We start from the raw sequence: 18,646 nt of genomic DNA on the forward strand, positions 1-18,646 counted from the left end.
GGATCTGCCCGTTTTTTCGTTCAGGGGCGTGCCCTGCTCAAATCATGGGGATGATCGTCCGGGTCCGTTGACTCCGGCGGCGTCTGCGCAGCCGGCTCGTCCACCGTGGGTTCGGGCTCTGGCTCAGGAACAGTGGCCTGCATCTGCTCCTGTACCACCTGCTCATCTACCCGTGGATCAAGGGCGGCCACCAACGGCGAACTGGACATGCTGTCAGGCATCGCCACGTGATGCAGCGGCGCATCGTCTACCTGGTGCAGGTTAGTCACCGCCTTCGGCCGAATACGCCATACCAGGATCAACGCACACAAACTGAAGAAGGCGTACAGCATCTGGCTGCCGAACAGCTTCATCAGCACGCCCGCCAGAAGCGGCCCGATACTGGCCCCAATGCCGTAAGTCACCAGCAACATAGCGGTCAGCGACACCCTGCGATCACCTTCCACATGGTCGTTGGAAAACGCCACTGCCAACGGGTAAAGACAAAACTGCACGAGTGAACATAGGAAGCCCGCCACGAACAGCATTTCCAGAGGGACCTGGGTCATGATCGCCAGAGGCAAAGCCGCCACTGCCAAACACAAGGCAAAGCAGCGAATCAGCAGTGCGCGGTCATAGCGGTCCGACAACCAGCCCAGCGGCCACTGCACGAGCAGTCCCGCGAAAATACAGGAGCCCATGAACAAACCGACCTGTTCGGTCGTCAACCCCTGCTGCGAGGCATAGAGTGGTGCCAAGCCGTAGAACGAGCCGACGATCAGCCCTGCGCCCAGCACTGTGCTGAGCGACTGGGGCACACGCTTGATAAAGAAACGCGGCTCCATCGGCGCCGGGTGCAACGGCGCCGGGTGAATGCGGCGGGTCATGGCCACCGGCACCAGACAGAGGGCGAAGCACAGCGCCACCAGCATCAGCAGTTCAAGACCCAGGTGGGGATGCATGACCAGGATCAGCTGGCCCAGCACCAGACCGAGGTAGGAGGCGATCATGTAGCCGCTGAACACTACGCCGCGCTGCTTGGCATCGGCCTGCTCGTTGAGCCAGCTTTCGATGACCATGTACTGGCACATCATTCCCAGGCCCACAATCACCCGCAGTACGATCCACGCCGGTAGCCAATCGATCAAGCCATGACCCAGCACGGCCGCACCGACGATACCGGCGCAGGTCGCGTAGGCGCGTATATGCCCGACACGCGCAATCAAACGGTGCCCGATCTTGCCGCCCAGCACCAGGCCAAAGTAGTTGGCCGCCATCAGCGCACCGACCCACAGGCTATCGGCGTTATCCGCCGCCAAACGCAAGGCCAGATAAGTACTGAGCAGACCGGAGCCGATCAGCATCATCAGGGAAGCGAAATAGAGGGCTCGAAAAGATTTCCAGATTTGGCGCATCGGCGTTCCGAGCGGCTCCTTGCAGTGAGGGGACAGGGCTATCGGCATGATAGTCCGCAGTGGTCGGGTCGGGACAGACGGCATGAGCCGTTTCCGGGATTATTTTGCTTAACCGTTCAGACGCTGTATGCGCGTCTGCGAGGTACATGAAGTGGAGATAAATATACAACGCACCATCTGTGAACCTTGATCATAGCCAAGGTTCGACTGGTCTTTGGGTATCTGCCATAAAAGGCCAGAATAGAGCGTTCTATAGGATATAGAGCCTTACCGGCACGTTCGCATTGGCGTCGGCGATCTCGCGAGCAGGCTTGCGTTTGCAAGAGGTGTGAGGGTTTCGACCGCCCAAAACAAAACCCCATCTGCTTTCGCAAATGGGGTTTCGGAATTTAATCTTGACGATGACCTACTCTCACATGGGGAAACCCCACACTACCATCGGCGATGCATCGTTTCACTACTGAGTTCGGGATGGGATCAGGTGGTTCCAATGCTCTATGGTCGTCAAGAAATTCGGGTACTGAGTCGTGGCCATGTGGCCTCGCTTCAGCAAATTGGGTATGGGATAGAAGTCGGTGTTTTGTGAGTATCGAACTTTCGGTTCATTGCGTCTTCACACACCGCAATCTGGTTGCTCTGGATTAAAGAGCCGACGCAAATTGCTTGGGTGTTATATGGTCAAGCCTCACGGGCAATTAGTATTGGTTAGCTCAACGCCTCACAGCGCTTACACACCCAACCTATCAACGTCGTAGTCTTCGACGGCCCTTCAGGGGACTCAAGGTCCCAGTGAGATCTCATCTTGAGGCTAGTTTCCCGCTTAGATGCTTTCAGCGGTTATCTATTCCGAACATAGCTACCCGGCAATGCCACTGGCGTGACAACCGGAACACCAGAGGTTCGTCCACTCCGGTCCTCTCGTACTAGGAGCAGCCCCTCTCAAATCTCAAACGTCCACGGCAGATAGGGACCGAACTGTCTCACGACGTTCTAAACCCAGCTCGCGTACCACTTTAAATGGCGAACAGCCATACCCTTGGGACCGGCTTCAGCCCCAGGATGTGATGAGCCGACATCGAGGTGCCAAACACCGCCGTCGATATGAACTCTTGGGCGGTATCAGCCTGTTATCCCCGGAGTACCTTTTATCCGTTGAGCGATGGCCCTTCCATACAGAACCACCGGATCACTAAGACCTACTTTCGTACCTGCTCGACGTGTCTGTCTCGCAGTCAAGCGCGCTTTTGCCTTTATACTCTACGACCGATTTCCGACCGGTCTGAGCGCACCTTCGTACTCCTCCGTTACTCTTTAGGAGGAGACCGCCCCAGTCAAACTACCCACCATACACTGTCCTCGATCCGGATAACGGACCTGAGTTAGAACCTCAAAGTTGCCAGGGTGGTATTTCAAGGTTGGCTCCACGCGAACTGGCGTCCACGCTTCAAAGCCTCCCACCTATCCTACACAAGCAAATTCAAAGTCCAGTGCAAAGCTATAGTAAAGGTTCACGGGGTCTTTCCGTCTAGCCGCGGATACACTGCATCTTCACAGCGATTTCAATTTCACTGAGTCTCGGGTGGAGACAGCGCCGCCATCGTTACGCCATTCGTGCAGGTCGGAACTTACCCGACAAGGAATTTCGCTACCTTAGGACCGTTATAGTTACGGCCGCCGTTTACCGGGGCTTCGATCAAGAGCTTCGCGTTAGCTAACCCCATCAATTAACCTTCCGGCACCGGGCAGGCGTCACACCCTATACGTCCACTTTCGTGTTTGCAGAGTGCTGTGTTTTTAATAAACAGTCGCAGCGGCCTGGTATCTTCGACCGGCATGAGCTTACGGAGCAAGTCCTTCACCCTCACCGGCGCACCTTCTCCCGAAGTTACGGTGCCATTTTGCCTAGTTCCTTCACCCGAGTTCTCTCAAGCGCCTTGGTATTCTCTACCCAACCACCTGTGTCGGTTTGGGGTACGGTTCCTGGTTACCTGAAGCTTAGAAGCTTTTCTTGGAAGCATGGCATCAACCACTTCGTCGTCTAAAAGACAACTCGTCATCAGCTCTCGGCCTTAAGATCCCGGATTTACCTAAGATCTCAGCCTACCACCTTAAACTTGGACAACCAACGCCAAGCTGGCCTAGCCTTCTCCGTCCCTCCATCGCAATAACCAGAAGTACAGGAATATTAACCTGTTTTCCATCGACTACGCTTTTCAGCCTCGCCTTAGGGACCGACTAACCCTGCGTCGATTAACGTTGCGCAGGAAACCTTGGTCTTTCGGCGTGGGTGTTTTTCACACCCATTGTCGTTACTCATGTCAGCATTCGCACTTCTGATACCTCCAGCAAGCTTCTCAACTCACCTTCACAGGCTTACAGAACGCTCCTCTACCGCATCACTTACGTGATACCCGTAGCTTCGGTGTATGGTTTGAGCCCCGTTACATCTTCCGCGCAGGCCGACTCGACTAGTGAGCTATTACGCTTTCTTTAAAGGGTGGCTGCTTCTAAGCCAACCTCCTAGCTGTCTAAGCCTTCCCACATCGTTTCCCACTTAACCATAACTTTGGGACCTTAGCTGACGGTCTGGGTTGTTTCCCTTTTCACGACGGACGTTAGCACCCGCCGTGTGTCTCCCATGCTCGGCACTTGTAGGTATTCGGAGTTTGCATCGGTTTGGTAAGTCGGGATGACCCCCTAGCCGAAACAGTGCTCTACCCCCTACAGTGATACATGAGGCGCTACCTAAATAGCTTTCGAGGAGAACCAGCTATCTCCGAGCTTGATTAGCCTTTCACTCCGATCCACAGGTCATCCGCTAACTTTTCAACGGTAGTCGGTTCGGTCCTCCAGTTAGTGTTACCCAACCTTCAACCTGCCCATGGATAGATCGCCCGGTTTCGGGTCTATTCCCAGCGACTAGACGCCCTATTAAGACTCGCTTTCGCTACGCCTCCCCTATTCGGTTAAGCTCGCCACTGAAAATAAGTCGCTGACCCATTATACAAAAGGTACGCAGTCACCTAACAAAGTAGGCTCCCACTGCTTGTACGCATACGGTTTCAGGATCTATTTCACTCCCCTCTCCGGGGTTCTTTTCGCCTTTCCCTCACGGTACTAGTTCACTATCGGTCAGTCAGTAGTATTTAGCCTTGGAGGATGGTCCCCCCATATTCAGACAAAGTTTCTCGTGCTCCGTCCTACTCGATTTCATGACTAAGAGATTTTCGCGTACAGGGCTATCACCCACTATGGCCGCACTTTCCAGAGCGTTCCGCTAATCTCAAAGCCACTTAAGGGCTAGTCCCCGTTCGCTCGCCACTACTAAGGGAATCTCGGTTGATTTCTTTTCCTCAGGGTACTTAGATGTTTCAGTTCCCCTGGTTCGCTCCATACACCTATGTATTCAGTGTAAGGTAACCATCTTATGATGGCTGGGTTCCCCCATTCAGACATCTCCGGATCAAAGTCTGTTTGCCGACTCCCCGAAGCTTTTCGCAGGCTACCACGTCTTTCATCGCCTCTGACTGCCAAGGCATCCACCGTATGCGCTTCTTCACTTGACCATATAACCCCAAGCAATCTGGTTATACTGTGAAGACAACATTCGCCGAAAATTCGATCATACTCAATTAAGAGCGACTCACAAATTTTACCTTAGCCTGAGCCGTTACCAGTGAAAGTAACGTCCAGTCTATCTTTCTATCACATACCCAAATTTTTAAAGAACGATCTAATCAAAGACTAGAAATCAATATTCACAGCGGAATACTCATTTCTAAACTCTAACAGCAGAAACAGTTAATGGTGGAGCCAAACGGGATCGAACCGTTGACCTCCTGCGTGCAAGGCAGGCGCTCTCCCAGCTGAGCTATGGCCCCATAACAAAATTGGTGGGTCTGGGCAGATTCGAACTGCCGACCTCACCCTTATCAGGGGTGCGCTCTAACCAACTGAGCTACAGACCCAATTTCGAGCGCAACTGATTAGCTAAGAGCTATCAGCTTGGAGCTTAAAGCTGCTTCTATCGTCTTCTTCAATGAATCAAGCAATTCGTGTGGGAACTTATGGAGCAGCTGATGTCGTCGATTAAGGAGGTGATCCAGCCGCAGGTTCCCCTACGGCTACCTTGTTACGACTTCACCCCAGTCATGAATCACACCGTGGTAACCGTCCTCCCGAAGGTTAGACTAGCTACTTCTGGTGCAACCCACTCCCATGGTGTGACGGGCGGTGTGTACAAGGCCCGGGAACGTATTCACCGCGACATTCTGATTCGCGATTACTAGCGATTCCGACTTCACGCAGTCGAGTTGCAGACTGCGATCCGGACTACGATCGGTTTTCTGGGATTAGCTCCACCTCGCGGCTTGGCAACCCTCTGTACCGACCATTGTAGCACGTGTGTAGCCCAGGCCGTAAGGGCCATGATGACTTGACGTCATCCCCACCTTCCTCCGGTTTGTCACCGGCAGTCTCCTTAGAGTGCCCACCATAACGTGCTGGTAACTAAGGACAAGGGTTGCGCTCGTTACGGGACTTAACCCAACATCTCACGACACGAGCTGACGACAGCCATGCAGCACCTGTCTCAATGTTCCCGAAGGCACCAATCCATCTCTGGAAAGTTCATTGGATGTCAAGGCCTGGTAAGGTTCTTCGCGTTGCTTCGAATTAAACCACATGCTCCACCGCTTGTGCGGGCCCCCGTCAATTCATTTGAGTTTTAACCTTGCGGCCGTACTCCCCAGGCGGTCAACTTAATGCGTTAGCTGCGCCACTAAGAGCTCAAGGCTCCCAACGGCTAGTTGACATCGTTTACGGCGTGGACTACCAGGGTATCTAATCCTGTTTGCTCCCCACGCTTTCGCACCTCAGTGTCAGTGTTGGTCCAGGTGGTCGCCTTCGCCACTGGTGTTCCTTCCTATATCTACGCATTTCACCGCTACACAGGAAATTCCACCACCCTCTACCACACTCTAGTCAGTCAGTTTTGAATGCAGTTCCCAGGTTGAGCCCGGGGATTTCACATCCAACTTAACAAACCACCTACGCGCGCTTTACGCCCAGTAATTCCGATTAACGCTTGCACCCTCTGTATTACCGCGGCTGCTGGCACAGAGTTAGCCGGTGCTTATTCTGTCGGTAACGTCAAAACAATCACGTATTAGGTAACTGCCCTTCCTCCCAACTTAAAGTGCTTTACAATCCGAAGACCTTCTTCACACACGCGGCATGGCTGGATCAGGCTTTCGCCCATTGTCCAATATTCCCCACTGCTGCCTCCCGTAGGAGTCTGGACCGTGTCTCAGTTCCAGTGTGACTGATCATCCTCTCAGACCAGTTACGGATCGTCGCCTTGGTGAGCCATTACCTCACCAACTAGCTAATCCGACCTAGGCTCATCTGATAGCGCAAGGCCCGAAGGTCCCCTGCTTTCTCCCGTAGGACGTATGCGGTATTAGCGTCCGTTTCCGAACGTTATCCCCCACTACCAGGCAGATTCCTAGGCATTACTCACCCGTCCGCCGCTCTCAAGAGAAGCAAGCTTCTCTCTACCGCTCGACTTGCATGTGTTAGGCCTGCCGCCAGCGTTCAATCTGAGCCATGATCAAACTCTTCAGTTCAAACATCTTTGGGTTTTTAAGAAACCCTAAACTTGGCTCAGCAATCGTTGGTTACATCTTTGATTTCTCGCGGAGTAACTTGTGATGCTGATAATCTTGTTGACTATCAGTCTGACTCCACAAGCACCCACACGAATTGCTTGATTCAGTTGTTAAAGAGCGGTTGGTTAAGAGCTATTCGTCTCAACCGAGGCGCGCATTCTACAGCAGCCTCATTTGCTGTCAAGCGGTTATTTTCAGAAGTTTTCGAAGATTTCTTCAACAACTTCAACCACTTGCGCTTGCGATCTCTCGTAAGCGGGAGGCGAATTCTACAGCTTTACGCAGGGGCGTCAAGCAGTTAAATCGAAAACCCGGGAATTCTTTTCCATCCCACCGCCCTTCTATATAGAGGAAACAAAAGGACGACCCAGGGACCATAGCGATTCGATTGCCCACCGACCAGCAACTGAATACCGCCGCACTTCTCACGGCTACAGTCAGGAAGCTAAGCGATTGATTTGATATTGACGAACGCAACAAGACAACAACTGAGGGATGGTGTCCCAGGGCCGGTTCGAACGGCCAACCTTCCCCTTAGGAGGGTTAATTTAGACCCAGCAGATACAGCCACAAGCCCAGTATTACTGGGCCTTTTAGTCCCATTGAGTCCGTGAACATCGAGCGGTATAGTGCGTTTTGCTGCCACCCTGCTGTCACGGACGAACCCTTGAAATCCAAAATCACTCAGAAGCTAATTGGCAGCCTAGCCGCCGAGGCGAAAGCATACCGCGTGCATGACACCGTGCAACCCGGTTTTTTCATTCGCGTACTGCCCAGCGGTCACAAGTCCTACATGGTCACTTGGGGCCGAAACAAGAACGCCACCCTTGGGCGTGTCGGCGTGATTACTCTTGACCAAGCCCGAACCGAGGCCGCTCAGTACCTAGCCGATGCGCACGCCCACGGCGAGCCCCTAGCCATCGCCCAGGGCCGCAAGGGGTCAGCCCTGCCCTCGCTGCGCGATTTTATCGACGACACGTATATGCCGTGGTTCAAGGCTCATCACAAAGGCCATGAGAAGACTCAGCACACCCTCAGCAATAACTTCGACCCAATTCTGCCCCAGCGCCTGGACGCGATCACCGGGCGAGACCTGGAGCAGATCCGCACTGGATGGATGCATGCCGGCAACAAGCCCTCCACGGTCAACCGCAAAATGGGCTCTATCAGCGGAGTATTCAGCCGGGCGGTCGAGTTACCTCGACGAGCATCCTCTGGCCAAGCTGAAACAGCTCAAAGTCGACTCAAAGGGGGTAATTCGCTACCTGGCTGCCGACGAGACCAAGCGCCTACGCGAGGCCTTGGACGCTCGACAGGATGAAATGAGGGTCGAGCGTGAGAGTGCGAACACTTGGCGGACCGACCGCCACAAAGAGCCGATGCCAAGCCTGCTGCAACTGCCCTTCACCGATCACCTGAAGCCAATGGTATTGGTATCGTTGAATACCGGCATGAGGCGCGGAGAGCTGTTCGACCTGAAATGGTCAGCGGTGAACTTCGACACGAAGACAATCACAGTCGCCGGGGCCACAACCAAGACAAGCGATACGCGCCACATACCAATGAACAAGGAGACTATTGGTGTACTGCAAGCCTGGAAGAAGCAGGTAAGCAAGTCGCCGTATGTGTTCCCAGGTCAGGGCGGCGGTCGCTTTGAGGACGTCAAAAGCGCCTGGCTCAAGTTGCTTGAGCGGGCGCAGATCGACGGATTCCGCTGGCACGATATGCGGCACGACTTCGCTTCACGCCTGGTAATGGCCGGCGTACCGCTCAACACGGTACGGGATCTGCTAGGGCACGCCGATATCAAGATGACACTCCGGTATGCCCACTTGGCTCCGGGTACAAAAGCCGCTGCGGTTGAACTCATTTAGCTAGAGATTGAGCTCGCATATTTTTGTAATCGGCATAGCCCGGCTGAAGCGGCTTGTTGTTTGCCAGAAACCTCACATATTCCTCAACAATTGGCCACTCCTTCTCTACCAATGCAAGGTCCACCCGAGGCTGCATTCTCGGTGTGAACCCAAACTTCTCTGTCGAACCGTTCAAATCCCCGAAAACATCGAACTCCCCATCGAAATATTTATCGTCATTGATAACCATAGCGACCATCGATAACTCCTCCCCGGCGAAATCGGGCCCAAGCGTTCCGGCGCGCAGCTTGTAGAGAGTTTCATTCTCCGACCAGATCGAAGTGAACGCGACCATAAAACTGATTGTTCCCAAATCCTTACGCGGAGCGTTAAACGGGTTAGTAATGGTCCTGTCATTCATCCCATTCTCAAGGCATGACTCCAGGATCTTCACGATTTTCTCGTTGCGTGATGCCGCCAGCAATTCAAGCGCAGCTTTAAGGTAGGGGTCGACCCTAGCCGATAAAACAACCTTCTTCGAACGATTTGCCATTTACACGCCTCTAGATGTCTACAAATGTTTTGCTTTCAGATCATGTTACTTACAAATAGGATGTTTACGTCCGGACCAGTATCGTACAGTCCGCCCCATCGATCAAGGACAAGCTAATGAACAACCCCGAACACATCGCACCTCTTGCAGTTAGCGTGGAGGACGCAGCACGCGTGGTTGGCTACTCAAGATCAGGAGTTTATGAACTCATAGCTTCTGGTGACCTTAAGGCTTTCAAACTCGGGCGGCGCCGTCTGATTTTGATGGCTGAACTCAAGGCTTGGATTGAACGCGCGGCAAAGGAAGGCTCCCGGTGAACGCGGTAACAGTCGAGGGGGGAAATTTTGCTGGAATGTCCCCTAGAAGACTGGTCCTAGAACCGGCCTCAGCAGGAAGAGGTGTCGAGTCAGTGTTCGTACCACTGACCCGACTGTCACAAAGCAAATCTGAGCAGACCGCAATGCAACCCCTTAAGCATATCACCATCCATTTGGTAGACCGCATGGGCGTAATTCTTGGCCAGTGCAATATGTTGAACACAACACGTGTGGTTGATCTTGAAACTCTTCGTACTCATGGCGCCTGTAGAGTTCAAGTGCCACGCACCATTCGCAATAAGCCAGATAGTTACTCCTTTGAATGGACGCACACCTACGCGCCCCAAAAAAAACATGAAGACTTGGGAACCTCAGGAGGTGCCCAATGAGCATGCTCCCAGGCTTTGCACTACCCGAGGACTTACTCTGCGTTAGCCACGACGCCGAAGCCGGTCTGCCTATCGACGCCATCACCTGTGCGCTCGACCGTGCCGATTCAGTTCTCATGCTGTTGGAAGATCACTTAGACGGCGATAAACCGTTGCTTTCCAACCGCGTGCTGTCGTCTGTTATTTGGGACGTGCGCGGCACCTTGGGTTTGATCAAAACACTCACCATGTACGGTGACGCCTCCTCTGTGCCGATGGACCAGAAAGGCGGTGCGCTGTGACCCACTCCAGCACGCTTGGACGCTCCGAGTTTTCCCCCGCCAACGGTAACGGCCAAAACCTGTTTCGGGTGAATGCCGGTATCCCGCTAGAGGACGCACTTGAAGCAGTCTCTCAGATTCTGCACCACGCCAATCAACTGATCCTCGACGCCGCCATCAGCGATGCAGGCGAGCGTTTTAGTTGGCCTGCGTTCTACCTCGGCGAGATGGCTAAGGCACTGATCGACGACGTGAACGAGGCGTTGCTTGAATCGAGGAGCGCACCATGACTCAGCGCACAGGCAACACCTCAAAACGCCCAAGCTTCGCTGACGTAAAAAGCGCTGCCCTGAAGAACATCGACCGCGTCCTTACTCACTGGCTGCCGAACGGCAAACGCGTAGACGGCGGCAAGGAATACACCGCACCGAACCCGACGCGCACAGACAAACGAGCAGGCTCACTCAAGGTCAATTTGAGCAAAGGCACCTGGGCGGATTTTGCCACCGGCGATAAGGGCGGTGACCTGATCGATTTGGTGCGCTACATCGACGGCGGCACGGACGTTGATGCCTGCAAAAAGCTGGCGGATCTGCTCAGTGTTTCCGCTGGCTCCGCGACCGCCAAAACCGCACCGGCCAAGTGCGCAACACCAGAGTGGATCGCGATTCAACCGATCCCGGCCGAGGCCATGAACAAGTGCCCGGCCAAACACCGGCAACACGGCGCCCCGTCCAAGGTGTGGATCTATCGCGATGCGCAGGGCCAACCGGTCATGGCGTTGTATCGCTTCGACTTGGGCCCCGATGAAGACGGCAAACCACGAAAGGTCTTTGCGCCGTTGACCTGGTGCAAGCGCTCCGATGGACAAACCACACAATGGCGCTGGCAAGGATTGCCCGAGCCTCGGCCTCTGCTACGCCTGGATGAACTGGCACAGCGCACCGACGCGCCTGTGGTGTTGTGTGAAGGCGAAAAGGCCGCTGACGCCGCTGCTGAACTCATGCCCGACCACGTAGCCACCTGCTGGCCGAACGGCTCCAACTCCTGGCACAAGGCCGATCTGACGCCACTCAAAGGGCGAAGCGTTGTGCTGTGGCCGGATAACGATGCCAGCGGCAAGGCCTGCATGGACGCCATCGAGCCCAAGGTGATTGAGCTGGGCGCAGCTTCAGTGCAACGAATCTCGCTCGACGTGTTCAAGCTCAAGCCCAGCAGCAAAGGCGGCAAACCGACATTCGTCAAAGGTGGAAAATGGGCAGACGGCGACGATGCAGCGGATGCGTTAGCCAAAGGCTGGAACGCTGCCCACGTCGCCGAGCTGGTGCGCAGCGGTGAGTTTTTCGGTAGTGCCGCTAAGCCAACTGAACCTCAACAACTGAGCGCCAAGGCGCCCGCCAAACGCCCCGCGAAATCGAAAAATGATCTGTTGCCGGGCGGCTTTCGCCTAACGCCTGAAGGGGTTTTCTATTCCGGCGATGATGGTGAGGCACGCCCCGTGTGTTCGCCTCTTGAAATCATCGCTCGCACTCGCGACGAGAAGGGCCACAACTGGGGTTTGTTGGTCGAGTTCGATGACCCAGACGGCGCCAAAAAGCGCTGGAACATTCCAGCCCGAACCATGACCGGTGACTTCGGCAAGGACGTACTCGGTCCACTGGTAGATATGGGTTTGCGTCTTGCAGGAAGTCGATCCGGGCGTAACGCACGCAATGATCTGCAGAGCTATCTCGGCGGCTTCGATAGCGCCCAGCGCGCACGCTTGGTAACGCGCCTGGGTTGGCATGACAACGCGTTCCTTTTGCCCGAACAACAAATTGGCTCGCACGCCGAACACCTGCATTTTTATGAGGCAGGTGCACAGTTGCCACCGATCAGCGAGGCGGGCTCTCTGGAGCAATGGCAGCAGCAAATCGGCGCGCTCTGCGTCGGCAACCATCGCTTGGCGTTTGTCGTCTCTGTGGCCTTTGCAGGACCGTTGCTCAACCTGCTGGGACATGAGTCGGGCGGCTTCCACTTGTACGGCGACAGCTCCGGCGGCAAGACCACTCACCTGCAAGTCGCTGCCTCGGTTTATGGCGGGCCGCGCCTGGTGCGTTCGTGGCGTTCCACGGATAACGCCTTGGAGTCCATCGCCGCCGCCCACTCAGACGGTCTCCTGGTGCTGGATGAAATCGGCATGTGTGACCCACGAATCATTGGGGAAACGGTGTACATGCTCGGCAATGGCACCGGCAAAGCCCGGGCGAATGATCGAGGACAAGCGGGCCGACAGGTGCAGGAGTGGCGCTTGCTGTTTCTCTCGACCGGCGAGAAGACGTTGGCGCAGCACATGGCGGATGCAAACAAGGAGCTGAAAGCCGGTATGGAGGTGCGCATGCTCGCCGTGCCAGCGGATGCCAGCAAAGGCCTCGGCATGTTCGATGTGCTGAATGGTTTTGAGGACGCTGCCGCCCTCTCCGATGCGCTCAAGGCCCGAGTAGCCAAATATTACGGCACGCCCCTCACCGCTTTCCTGTACGCACTGTGCGCGCCTGGGGAAATGCTCAGATGGACAGTGATCGTGCGCCGCACGGTGGAACAGTTCATCACCCAGAACCTACCACCCTCGGCCAGTGGTCAGGCGCAGCGTGCCGCCCTTCGCTTCGGCCTCGCCGCCGCCGCCGGAGAGTTGGCTACCGCCTTTGGCGTCACCGGTTGGCCTGATGGTACGGCCACGACTGCTGCACGGGTTTGCCTGCATGCGTGGCTGGCCGAACGCGGCGGCGCCGGAAACTTCGAGGGCGATGCGATCTTGGCGCGGCTGCGCCAGGTCATCGAGCGGTTTGGAGAAAGCCGCTTTACCCGCTGGGAATCCGCCGCCGCCAAGCTCGATGAGCACGGGCCGCGCACGATTGATCGGTTGGGCTTTCGCAAGACGCTGGAACACGGCATGGGCGACGCCCTGCACACCACCAACACCTATTACGTACTGCCTGAAGCCTGGAGGACCGAGATCTTCAAAGGCATGAACATCAGCGCGGTGAACAAGGAGTTGCTGCAACGCGGCGTGCTTGAGCCGGGTAGTGACGGCAAGGCCTACAGCTTGATCCGTCTGCCCGGGTTAGGGCCCCAACGCTGCTACGTGGTGAAGACCGTTCCAGGAACGGACGAAGGCGAGGCCAAGGCCGCCTGACGGCGAGCCTGCTGATCGAGGTAGCGCCGGCTTATTCCCGGCCTTGCCAGCCATTCGACAACCATCCCTATTAACCGCAGTACCCAGAGACAATACAGATGAACACTATCCAAGAATTGAAAGACCGTCGCGACCAACTGACCCTCGAAGTGGAGAGCATTCAGGGTGACCTGGCTCCCTTCGAAGAGACGCTGGAAAGCCCGGAGGTTATCCAGCAGGGCCGTCAACGAGCCGTGCAGGATGAAATCAACGATCACAAAAGACGCATCGACTCGCGAAGCTTTGAGATCCACCGCCTGAATCAAAAGATCGATCGCCTCGAGGCACTTGCTAACCGTGAGAGCTTGGCTGCGGGCTACATCAGCGCGATGGCGACTTGGAAGGCCGACGAGATGGAGCTCAACGAAAAGCGCAACAGCATCGAGACCCGGTTGCAACAGGTCCGCCAGAGCGATCAGGAAGACATGGCAAAGGCGCGACAAGCCGAAACGGACGCCGCTACCGCTTATGCGCAGGCTGTGGCCTGGGGCGATGTGGAGGGCGAGAAAGCGGCAAACGCTGAAGCTCAAAAAGCAGCAAAAAACCTTACTGCTGCGGTTGAGCATCACCGCCGCCAACAGCTGCTCATCACGGCTCTGGAGCAGGAGTTGGTGACGATTGACCTGCACATCACGGAGGCACAAAAAGAACGCACCAAGATCGAGAACAAAGCGGCTCACCTGGCGAATACTGTTCTGGAAGAACAATGGAATGAGGCCGCCAAAGCACTGTTAGAGACCGGCGGCAAGTTGTGGGCTGCTCGCAAACTGATTAATCGTGATCCGGTTGCTCTGCTGAATCTAGACATCCCTGAGCAAGGTGAAAACTTAGGAAGCTGGACCTTCCGAGAGCTTGCAGAACGCTCACACCAACACAATCTGCTTGACCTGTTGGCGGCCTAACCTAACCCCCCCGAAGCAACCGGCGAGGGCCGGTTGATTCGGGCCTACCATCGGTATAACCATGAACAAAACACTACAGAACAGTGCTCAGATGCCGGATTACCTAAAGTCCCGAAAGCTGCATTTGGACGGGATAATTGTCGGCATAACCAGAATGAAAAAGCTCAACGCAATAGGAATCAAAGAAACTAAAGTTGAGACGCTCACGATTGATGCAATCAAGGCGGAGCTCCACTTCATTGACCTTCAGCTCAAAAGAAAGGCCGGATAAAGAAGAGGCGGAAGCCTAAACAGCCTCCGCTTCTCTAGATCCTCCCATTACGAAAAAAGCCTCTAGATTTTTCGGCTTCTGATCTTTGGCGGCTGTGAACTTAGGACCGCTTTCGGCCATTAGCGGACACTAAGGCCGTACGTGAAACCTGAGACGACTCATACAACGCCTTAGATCAGCCAAAGCAGAGAGTTTCTAGCGCCCTAGATTAAACCCGTTGACTTGGCGGTATTGATTTCGACCCATGCAGCAAAGGCGTCAATGAATTTTTTCAAGAACTGAGTAGTTCCGTCGTCATTCAAATTTCCGCCTGGCCCCAGTAGCCTTGTCGCCCCACCGATATACGCTTCCGGCTGCTGCAAAAGTGGCATGTCCAGAAATACCATAGACTGACGTAAATGATGGTTAGCACCGAAGCCGCCGCTGGCACCGGGCGATACGCTTACGATAGCTGCAGGTTTGCCTGCCCACACAGACTCGCCGTAAGGGCGAGAACCAATATCAATGGCGTTCTTCAATACACCAGGAACTGACCTGTTGTATTCGGGAGTGAAAAACAGTACTCCATCTTTCGACGCCATATTTTGGCGAAAACGAGTCCAGGCTTCAGGGGCACTCTTACCGTTTTCTTCCAAGTCTTGGTTAAACAGATTCAGTTCATTGATCTCGACTATTTCTAATAAAAGGCTCGGTGGCGCAAGCGCGATTACTTCTTGAGCAAATAGGCGGTTCAACGACTCTTTGCGCAGGCTGCCGACAATGACGGCAATCTTTTTAGGCGACATGATGGGACCTTGATTTAAGTGGCTTTAAAGGGGGTAATCAATTTGAAAAGAACAAAAAAACGGACGTCGAACGGTGGCCGAACGATGAGGACTGCCCCACCGCCTGGTCATGCGGGTCTGCCCTATACTTTGGCGGCGCCGTTGACAACCAGGTGATGACCGGAAATCCAAGCTGCATCGTCACTTGCCAGGAAAAGCACGGCGCCTTCGACATCGGAGACAGAGCCCAAGCGCGCAAATGGCGACAACTGTGCCAATGCCTGATAGTCATTTTCCTGAAGGTTAGCGATGACACCGGCGTCACGTAGCGGCCCCGGTACCACACCGTTCACCGTGACGTTACGCTTGCCCATTTCCTGCGCGAGACATTCAACGTAAAGCCGGCCGGCGGCTTTGCTTCCGGCATACGCGGTGAAGCCTGCGTTCGGTACGATCGTCGTAGTGGACGAAATCACGATGATGCGTCCACCATCGGTAACATGGCGCGCACTTTCGCGAAGCGTATAGAAGGTGCCAAACACATTGGTTTTGGTGACAGCCTCGAACATCGCGTTATCGATTTCCGTAATCGGTGTGTCGATAAGCTCCCGCCCAGCATTGGCCACGACAATATCGATGCGCCCAAATCGAGCCAGCACTGCTGCGAATATGGCTTTGACAGCGTCCGGGTCGCTGATGTCTCCCCCGATGGCCATTGCTTGAGCGCCCTCAGCAACGAGCGCCTCGACATTTCGGTCGGCTGCGGCAGCGTCAGTGTTGTACGTCAACGCAACGGAAGCCCCCTCTCTGGCAAAACGACGTGCCAGTGATAATCCGAGCCCGCGCGATGCGCCGGTAATCAGTACAACTTTGTTGGTCATTCGCATGATCAGATTCCGTTGATGCTGCGTTCTGTAGAGGTTGCGTTGCCCTGCCACTGGACAAGTTCCTGCTCGACTTTGGCCATTTTTGCACGCATTCCGCCCATCGCATCGGCACCCAAGGCCGCGTGTACGGGTGGATGATCCGACTCCATCAGGTTGATAATCGCCAACGCCCCTTTTCCTGGAACATTCGGCTGCTTACCTTGCAGACCACCTATAGCTACACGGAACTTACCGACGGGTGTGCCTTCATAGTCATCGATTTTTTGCTCGACGTAAGCCAGTGAGCGACCCGCAAATTGGGTCTCGAATACACCGATGGTCAACACAGTCGTGGCGATGTTAAAGGGTGCAAGTTCACCTGCCAGTGCTTCCCCCAGGATGTCAGTAGCGCCCTTCGCGGCCGAGTACACGCCCATGCCCGGGTAGCCAATGAAGCCACCGATTGCAGAGAATTGAACGATGTGCCCGCTGCGCTGCTTGCGCATCGCAGGGGTTACAGCGCGAATGATGTTCAGGCCGCCAAAGAAATTCAGATCGAATACACGCCGCGCTTCTCGATCCGTCATTTCTTCAACTGCACCCACTGTGCCAGCACCCGCACAGTTGGCGACAATGTCGATACGGCCAAAGTGATCCAGCACCTGGGCCACACCCGTTTTGACCGCCACATCGTCTGTCACGTCTACCAAAACGCCCATGCCCTGCGCAGCATGTTTACCGTTATAGAAATCCACTTCTTCTTGCTTGCGAAAGGTGGCTGCGACTAGCGCACCTTTTTCCAGCAGTTGATGCACTAACTCGCGCCCCAATCCCGATGAGGCACCAGTAACGAGGACGACTTTGCCATTTATTGATTTCATTCTCTGCTCCGGGGTTTGGCTATTCACCGGATGTTAGGTATTGGGCCTCCCCCCGACAAGCCGGTTTGTCCAGATTCAACTTCCCGCTCATTGGACGCTCCTTCCCAGCGAAACATTGCCAAATAACCACATAGTTCTAGACGGTACCCTTGGAAATCTTCAAGATTAAAAATTGCCTTCCTATGATTGGGCCATACGTGAATCGGCTGGACCTGAACGATCTGTTTATTTTTGTCAATGTGGTCGATCGCGGTGGGTTTACTGCCGCAGTTGCAAGTACCGGTATGCCCAAGTCAACGCTTAGCCACCGCATGCAACAATTGGAGGGCGAATTAGGTGTGCGTTTGCTCAGCCGAACGTCGCGTCGCTTCGGTATGACCGAGGCAGGAGAAGAGTTCTACCAGCACGCGCTGGCCGCGCTGCGAGAAGCGGAGATGGCAGAAATGTCAGTGCGTCAGCGGTTGTTGGAACCCGTCGGGACCATCCGGTGTACCGCTGGAGTCGCGACCATGAATTTCGCCATGGCGGGCATGATCGCTGACTTCCTTCGTGTCTATCCCAAGATCAATATGGTCGCTCATGCGGCCGATCGAACCATCGATATTGTTGGCGAAAATTACGACGTCGCCATCCGGGCGCATGAGGCTCCATTGCCGGACTCCGATCTTGTCCAGCGCATGCTCGGGGTCGCTCCCTGGTTTCTGTTCGCCGGATCAAGCTATCTGGCCGAACATGGCGCACCGGCCACGCCAGCGGAGCTAAGCAGCCACGCCTCGATTTTCTTTGCGCGAGCTAATGCCCCCATGAACTGGCGGTTGCGCCATGTCACTCTATCGATCGAAGAAATTGCTGTGCCCATCATGCCGCGGCTGCAAAGCGAAGACATGCTCAGCCTGCAACATGCAGCTATCAGCGGGCTTGGGATTGTGGCCCTGCCGAGTTACATCGCGCGGGCGGCCGTTGCGCGTGGTGAGCTTCATCGAGTTCTGCCCGAATGGATAGCTGGCGATGCCAGGATCACTGCACTGGTACCTTCCCGCAAAGGATTGCTGCCGTCAGTACGTGTTTTCTTGGATCACTTGGCTTCGGAGTTTCCCAAGATCCTCTAGCTGTAAAGCCATCCTTAATACGCTGGGCAAATCGTTGCAGCGGCTTCTCCATGAATACAGCACATTTTTTTACCGAATACAGCAACTACGGCGGCACTACCGAGCGGGTAGGCGCCGAAGATAGGGGGAGTTCTCGACGTCCATACCACCGGACACAGATTCCAGAAACCCCGTCTTGCTGGGTCAGGTACGCATTCCTACCAT

The 18,646-nt window shown here is 55.0% G+C and carries 11 protein-coding genes, 2 tRNA genes, 3 rRNA genes and 1 pseudogene; 7 read left to right on the plus strand and 10 right to left on the minus strand.

Going from position 1 to position 18,646, the window contains the following annotated elements:
• Positions 1-20: 20 nt before the first annotated feature.
• From C4J86_RS19765 to C4J86_RS19790, 6 genes are all read right to left on the minus strand, one after another.
• Positions 21-1,394 carry an MFS transporter gene (locus C4J86_RS19765; RefSeq protein ID WP_124371588.1) on the minus strand — a complete coding sequence of 458 codons (1,374 nt, stop codon included), beginning with the start codon at positions 1,392-1,394 and terminating at the stop codon, positions 21-23.
• A 393-nt stretch (positions 1,395-1,787) separates the two neighbouring features.
• Positions 1,788-1,903, minus strand: a 5S ribosomal RNA gene (gene rrf / locus C4J86_RS19770).
• 165 nt (positions 1,904-2,068) lie between these two features.
• Positions 2,069-4,960, minus strand: a 23S ribosomal RNA gene (locus C4J86_RS19775).
• A 239-nt stretch (positions 4,961-5,199) separates the two neighbouring features.
• Positions 5,200-5,275 (minus strand) — tRNA-Ala (locus tag C4J86_RS19780).
• 10 nt (positions 5,276-5,285) lie between these two features.
• A tRNA-Ile gene (locus C4J86_RS19785) sits at positions 5,286-5,362 on the minus strand.
• A gap of 122 nt (positions 5,363-5,484) precedes the next feature.
• A 16S ribosomal RNA gene (locus tag C4J86_RS19790) occupies positions 5,485-7,021 on the minus strand.
• Together the 16S, 23S and 5S rRNA genes with 2 tRNA genes alongside form the textbook arrangement of a ribosomal RNA operon.
• A gap of 709 nt (positions 7,022-7,730) precedes the next feature.
• Here C4J86_RS19790 and C4J86_RS19800 point away from each other — a divergent pair.
• Positions 7,731-8,937 (plus strand): annotated as a pseudogene (locus C4J86_RS19800) (tyrosine-type recombinase/integrase).
• Here the strand turns inward: C4J86_RS19800 and C4J86_RS19805 are convergent.
• Positions 8,930-9,469, minus strand: a complete 540-nt coding sequence (locus tag C4J86_RS19805) for a hypothetical protein (protein WP_124371589.1) — start codon at positions 9,467-9,469, stop codon at positions 8,930-8,932. The pseudogene C4J86_RS19800 and the gene C4J86_RS19805 sit on opposite strands and share 8 nt — an antisense overlap.
• 116 nt (positions 9,470-9,585) lie before the next feature.
• Between C4J86_RS19805 and C4J86_RS19810 the strand changes: the two genes are divergently transcribed.
• The 5 genes from C4J86_RS19810 (at position 9,586) to C4J86_RS19830 (ending at position 14,551) form a co-directional block, all read left to right on the plus strand.
• A complete protein-coding gene (locus C4J86_RS19810) occupies positions 9,586-9,786 on the plus strand; it encodes a helix-turn-helix domain-containing protein (RefSeq protein WP_065929339.1) in 201 nt (66 codons plus the stop codon).
• A gap of 385 nt (positions 9,787-10,171) precedes the next feature.
• Entirely contained in the window at positions 10,172-10,456 is a 285-nt protein-coding gene (locus tag C4J86_RS19815; RefSeq protein ID WP_124371590.1) for a hypothetical protein, read from the plus strand.
• Positions 10,453-10,725, plus strand: coding sequence for a DUF3077 domain-containing protein (locus C4J86_RS19820; RefSeq protein WP_124371591.1), 273 nt, complete (start codon positions 10,453-10,455; stop codon positions 10,723-10,725). The genes C4J86_RS19815 and C4J86_RS19820 overlap by 4 nt, the downstream gene beginning before the upstream one ends.
• On the plus strand, positions 10,722-13,610 hold the full coding sequence (locus C4J86_RS19825) for a DUF927 domain-containing protein (protein WP_124371592.1): 2,889 nt from the start codon (positions 10,722-10,724) through the stop codon (positions 13,608-13,610). The genes C4J86_RS19820 and C4J86_RS19825 overlap by 4 nt, the downstream gene beginning before the upstream one ends.
• Positions 13,611-13,708: 98 nt before the next feature.
• A complete protein-coding gene (locus C4J86_RS19830) occupies positions 13,709-14,551 on the plus strand; it encodes a chromosome segregation protein SMC (protein WP_124371593.1) in 843 nt (280 codons plus the stop codon).
• Positions 14,552-15,025: 474 nt separating this feature from the next.
• Here the strand turns inward: C4J86_RS19830 and C4J86_RS19840 are convergent, their stop codons facing one another.
• From C4J86_RS19840 to C4J86_RS19850, 3 genes are all read right to left on the minus strand, one after another.
• Positions 15,026-15,607, minus strand: a complete 582-nt coding sequence (locus C4J86_RS19840; protein ID WP_065883890.1) for an NADPH-dependent FMN reductase — start codon at positions 15,605-15,607, stop codon at positions 15,026-15,028.
• Positions 15,608-15,729: 122 nt separating this feature from the next.
• A complete protein-coding gene (locus C4J86_RS19845; RefSeq protein WP_124367217.1) occupies positions 15,730-16,473 on the minus strand; it encodes an SDR family NAD(P)-dependent oxidoreductase in 744 nt (247 codons plus the stop codon).
• 2 nt (positions 16,474-16,475) lie between these two features.
• Positions 16,476-17,333 carry an SDR family NAD(P)-dependent oxidoreductase gene (locus C4J86_RS19850; protein ID WP_124371594.1) on the minus strand — a complete coding sequence of 286 codons (858 nt, stop codon included), beginning with the start codon at positions 17,331-17,333 and terminating at the stop codon, positions 16,476-16,478.
• Positions 17,334-17,482: 149 nt separating this feature from the next.
• Here C4J86_RS19850 and C4J86_RS19855 point away from each other — a divergent pair, with 149 nt between their 5' ends.
• On the plus strand, positions 17,483-18,442 hold the full coding sequence (locus tag C4J86_RS19855; protein WP_256657781.1) for a LysR substrate-binding domain-containing protein: 960 nt from the start codon (positions 17,483-17,485) through the stop codon (positions 18,440-18,442).
• Positions 18,443-18,646: the final 204 nt, after the last annotated feature.

It is taken from the genome of Pseudomonas sp. R2-7-07, assembly GCF_003852355.1.
In the GTDB taxonomy this organism is placed as follows: Bacteria; Pseudomonadota; Gammaproteobacteria; order Pseudomonadales; family Pseudomonadaceae; genus Aquipseudomonas.